Source organism: Rhodovulum sp. (assembly GCF_011048875.1).
Taxonomy (GTDB): domain Bacteria; phylum Pseudomonadota; class Alphaproteobacteria; order Rhodobacterales; family Rhodobacteraceae; genus Rhodovulum; species Rhodovulum tesquicola.
On the sequence record NZ_DSDD01000307.1, the window covers coordinates 1 to 4,460 of the forward strand.

The following is a 4,460-nucleotide window of genomic DNA, read 5'->3' on the forward strand; positions in this document are numbered from 1 at the left end:
CGAAATCGGGCGGCGTGGCGCAGGGGCCGCGCGTGTTCGAGCATCCGCAATGCCACCATGTCCCTGAAATCTATGACGGAATCAACGCGGCCGAGGCCGAGCGGCTGTTGCGCGAGTTCTTTGTCGCGCGGCGCTGAACCGGCGCGGGGGGGGCGGTTTCGCCGGGTTGCGACGCGGTGCGGGCCGTTATCGGAATTCCATCGGACTTTCATCGGAATTCCATCGGACTTTGATTGGCAGATTGCCGGGCCGTCCGCAGTCAGGCGCGGGGATGGGCGGCCTCGTAGACCTCCATCAGGCGGGCGGTATCGACGGCCGTATAGGCCTGGGTGGTCGAGAGCGAGGCGTGGCCCAGAAGTTCCTGGATCGCGCGCAGGTCGCCGCCTGCGGAGAGCAGATGCGTGGCGAAGCTATGGCGCAGGGCGTGCGGCGTGGCGGTGGCGGGCAGGCCGAGCCGCCCCCGCGTCTGTTCCATCGCGCGGGCGACGAGACGGGCATTGAGCGGGCCGCCGCGGGCACCGCGAAAAAGCGGGGCGTCGGGGGCCAGTTCGAACGGGCAGAGCCGCAGATAGGTGGCGACCGCCTCGCGCGCGGCGGGCAGGACGGGCACGATGCGTTCCTTGCCGCCCTTGCCGACGATGCGCAGGCTGTCGGGCAGGGGCGCGTCGCGGCGCAGAAGGCTCAGCGCCTCGGAGATGCGCAGCCCGCAGCCATAAAGCAGGGTGACCACCGCCCCGTCGCGCGCCGCGATCCACGGCTCGCGCGCGCTGTCGCCGACCGTGTCCAGCACCGCGCGGGCGGCATCCTCGGCCAGCGGGCGGGGCAGCTTGCGCCGGATCCTGGGCGCGCGCACCGACAGCACGGCGGTCGGCTCGAACCCCTCGCGCCGCCCATACCAGCGGAAGAAGCCCTTGAGCGCCGACAGCGCCCGGGCGAGCGAGCGTGCGCCCAGCCCCCGGCCGCGTTCATGCGCCATCCAGGCGCGCAGGTCGCGCAGCTCGATCGCGGCCAGCCGCGCAGGCCCCGCGGGCGCGCCGTCATATTCCGCAAGGAAGGCCAGAAAGCCGGTCACGTCCGCGCCATAGGCGCGGATCGTGTTCGCGGCCGCGCCGTTCAGCGCGCGTTCCTCGGCCAGCCAATCCGACAGCGCCGCCCGCGCGGCGGGGGCGAGCGCAAGGCTCATGCCAGGAAGCGGCGCATCGTCCGTTCGACGAGGCCCGCGAAGAAGGTCAAGAGGTCCGTGCCCTGGTTCGGCGCGAATTGCTGCGCATCCTCGGAGCCCATGGCCAGCATGCCCGGCAGCCGGTCGGGGCCGAAATCCAGCCTGAGCAGTGCCTCGGAGCGGATCGGGCTGCGCCTGTCGCCGTAAAGCGCGCCGTTTTCCGGCAGCTTCTGGCGCAGGGTCACGACGCGTGCGCTGCGCCCGTGCGGACCGCCCGCATAAGCCTCGACAAAGCCTTCGGGGGCGAGTTGCACCACGGCGCCCAGTCGGGACAGCGCCTCGGCCGCGTCGCCCTGGTGGCTTTCCAGCACCAGCCGCAGGCCGTCGAGCCGCAGGATCGCGGCCACCTCGCCCGAGAGCGTGGCGATGAAGTCCGGAAAATCCCCGGACTCCAGCAGGGCCAGCGCGGCGCGGTGGATCTGGTTGGTGCCCGACAGGTTCTCGTAGGCGGCGGCGATGACGGAGCGGTGGGTTTCCTCCAGCCGGTCGAGCCGGGCCTCGAGCCGTTCCATCGCGATGCCGCGCAGATCGACGATATTGGCGCCCATCATCCGTTCGTTCGCGGCGACAAGCGCGCGCATCACGTCCGGGTCGTCGAGGATCACGTCGGGATCGGCCAGAATCTGCGCGCGAAGATCGTCCGCGACGGCGGGGGAACTGCTCATGTCTGCCTCGTTGTCATGGTCGTTTTGTGACACCTTACACCAAGGCTAGAGGATTTTCTGCCCCGTTTTTTCCCAATCCGCCAGGAACGTGGCCAGACCCTTGTCGGTCAGCGGATGGGCGGCCATCTGTTTCAGCACGCCCGGCGGCGCGGTGACCACATCGGCGCCGATCTTCGCGGCGTCGGTCACATGGTTGACCGTGCGGATCGAGGCGGCCAGTATCCGCGTCCCGAAGCCGTAATTGTCGAAGATCGTCCTTATGTCGGCGATCAGGTCCATGCCGTCGAGATTGATGTCATCGAGCCGCCCGATGAAGGGCGAGACGAAGGTTGCGCCCGCCTTGGCGGCCAGAATCGCCTGCGCGGCCGAAAAGCAGAGCGTGACATTGACCATGTGCCCCTCGCCGCTGAGCGCCTTGCACGCCTTGAGCCCGTCCCAGGTCAGCGGCACCTTGACCGCGATATTGGGGGCGATCCGGGCAAGCTTGCGGCCCTCCTCGATCATCGCGGGCGCCTCGGTCGCGATCACCTCGGCCGAAACGGGGCCGGAGACGATGCCGCAGATCTCGCGCGTGACCTCCAGGATGTCGCGGCCCGATTTCAGGATCAGCGAGGGGTTGGTGGTCACGCCATCGGCCATGCCGAGATCGTTCAGTTCGCGGATCGCGTCCACATCGGCGGTATCGACGAAGAATTTCATGGGGCTGCCTCGGGGCTGGATGCGCCTTGTCGTGCCCGTGATAGCCGAGGCGGGGGGCGGGCGGAACCCGGTCTTTGGGCGGCCCGCGCATGGCTGACCGGTTCGCCGAAGGGGCGCGGGTGGGCGTGCTGACGGCCGAGCGGCTGGACCGGGTGCTGGATTACCTGGCGCCCGAGGGCGGCTGCGGGACGGGCGATTTCGTCGAGGTGCCGCTGGGCCCGCGCCGGGTGCTGGGCGTGGTCTGGGGGGCGGGCGAGAGCGGCTTTGACGCCGCGAAGCTGCGCGCGGTGACCCGGGTGCTGGATGCCGCGCCGATGCGGGACGAATTGCGCGCTTTCCTCGAGCGGGCGGCGGATTATACGCTGACGCCGCTCTCGGCGATGCTGCGGCTGGCGACGCGGGCGCCGGGGCTGGGGGACGCGCCCTCGATGCAGAAGGTCTATCGCCGGGGCGCGGGCCTGCCGGGGCGGATGACAGAGCCGCGCGCGCGGGTGATCGAGTTGCTGGAGGGCTATGGCGGGCTGGCCTTTACGCTGGGGGAACTGGCGGGCGAGGCGGGCGTGTCGCCGACGGTCGTCAAGGGGCTGGTGGCCAGCGGCGCGGTGCTGGAAGAGGACACGCCGCGCGACCGGCCCTATCCGCGTCTCGACCCGGCCCGGCCGGGGCTGGCGCTGGAAGGGGACCAGGCGGCGGCGGCGGCGCGGCTTTGCGCGGGCGTGGCGAGCGGGGGCTATGGCACGACGCTGCTGAAGGGGGTGACCGGGTCGGGCAAGACCGAGGTCTATCTGGAAGCGGTTGCAGAATGCCTGAGGAAAGGGCGGCAAGCCCTTGTCCTGTTGCCGGAAATCGCGCTGACTGCCGAGTTCCTGGGCCGCGTCGAGCGCCGCTTCGGCGCGCGGCCGGCGGAGTGGCATTCGGGGGTGACCATGGTCGAGCGTCGGCGGTTGTGGCGGATGGTCGGGCGGGGCGAGGCGCAGCTGGTGGTGGGGGCGCGGTCCGCGCTTTTCCTGCCGTTCCGCGATCTGGGGCTGATCGTGGTCGATGAGGAACATGACAGTTCCTACAAGCAGGAGGAGGGCGCGCTTTACAATGCCCGCGACATGGCCGTTCTGCGCGCCACGCTGGCCTCGGCGCAGGTGGTGCTGGCCTCGGCCACGCCGTCGCTGGAAAGCTGGGCCAATGCCGAGGCGGGGAAATATGCCCGCCTCGATCTGAGCGCGCGGTTCGGTCCGGCGGAACTGCCCGAGATGGCGACGATCGACATGCGGGCCGAGGATGTGCCTGCGGGGCGCTGGATCTCGCCGACGCTTCAACGGGCGGTGGCGGCGCGGCTGGCGGCGGGGCGGCAGTCGCTGTTGTTCCTGAACCGCCGGGGCTATGCGCCGGTCACCGTCTGCCGGGCCTGCGGGCACATGATCGGCTGCGATCATTGCGACGCGCGGATGGTGGAGCACCGGTTCCTGAAACGGCTTGTCTGCCACCAATGCGGCGAGACGAAACCGATCCCCGAGACCTGCCCCTCCTGCGGTGCGGCGGACAAGCTGGCCCCGGTCGGCCCCGGCGTCGAGCGGCTGGCCGAGGAAACCGCGGCGCTGTTCCCCGGGGCGCGGGTGGCGGTGCTGTCCTCGGACCTGTTCAGCACCGCGCGGGCGCTGAAAGAGAAGATCGAGGCCATCGCGGGCGGCGAAGCCGACATCATCATCGGCACGCAACTTGTTGCAAAGGGACACAATTTCCCGCTTCTGACGCTGGTGGGCGTGATCGACGCGGATCTGGGGCTGCAAGGGTCCGACCTGCGCGCGGCGGAGCGCACCTTTCAGTTGATGCGACAGGTGGCGGGGCGCGCGCAGGTCGGACCCTTGCAGCCCCAGATC

Annotated in this window: 4 protein-coding genes and 1 pseudogene; 2 read left to right on the forward strand and 3 right to left on the reverse strand. The window is 70.3% G+C overall.

Going from position 1 to position 4,460, the window contains the following annotated elements; translation table 11 throughout:
- Positions 1–137 (forward strand): annotated as a pseudogene (locus ENN83_RS10830) (nucleoside deaminase); the annotation flags it as partial.
- Between the two features lie 122 nt (positions 138–259).
- Here ENN83_RS10830 and ENN83_RS10835 read toward each other — a convergent pair.
- The 3 genes from ENN83_RS10835 to fsa are packed head-to-tail and all read right to left on the reverse strand — an operon-like array spanning position 260 to position 2,586.
- Complete coding sequence (locus ENN83_RS10835) at positions 260–1,183, reverse strand: tyrosine recombinase XerC (RefSeq protein ID WP_287186892.1); 924 nt, start codon at positions 1,181–1,183, stop codon at positions 260–262.
- Positions 1,180–1,887, reverse strand: a complete 708-nt coding sequence (locus ENN83_RS10840) for a DUF484 family protein (protein WP_287186894.1) — start codon at positions 1,885–1,887, stop codon at positions 1,180–1,182. Before ENN83_RS10840 ends, ENN83_RS10835 begins: the two co-directional genes overlap by 4 nt.
- A gap of 45 nt (positions 1,888–1,932) precedes the next feature.
- Positions 1,933–2,586 (reverse strand): fructose-6-phosphate aldolase, encoded by a 654-nt coding sequence (fsa, locus tag ENN83_RS10845; protein ID WP_287186897.1) that lies wholly within the window; start codon positions 2,584–2,586, stop codon positions 1,933–1,935.
- An 89-nt stretch (positions 2,587–2,675) separates the two neighbouring features.
- On the opposite strand from fsa, the gene priA reads away from it, so the two are divergent.
- A partial coding sequence (gene priA, locus ENN83_RS10850; protein ID WP_287186900.1) for a replication restart helicase PriA occupies positions 2,676–4,460 on the forward strand: 1,785 nt, incomplete at its 3' end.

Bases quoted from the DNA above. Each gene is read 5' to 3' on its own strand.
- ENN83_RS10835 (WP_287186892.1), bottom strand. From the start codon at position 1,183: ATGAGCCTTGCGCTCGCCCCCGCCGCGCGGGCGGCGCTGTCGGATTGG.
- fsa (WP_287186897.1), bottom strand. From the start codon at position 2,586: ATGAAATTCTTCGTCGATACCGCCGATGTGGACGCGATCCGCGAACTG.
- ENN83_RS10840 (WP_287186894.1), bottom strand. From the start codon at position 1,887: ATGAGCAGTTCCCCCGCCGTCGCGGACGATCTTCGCGCGCAGATTCTG.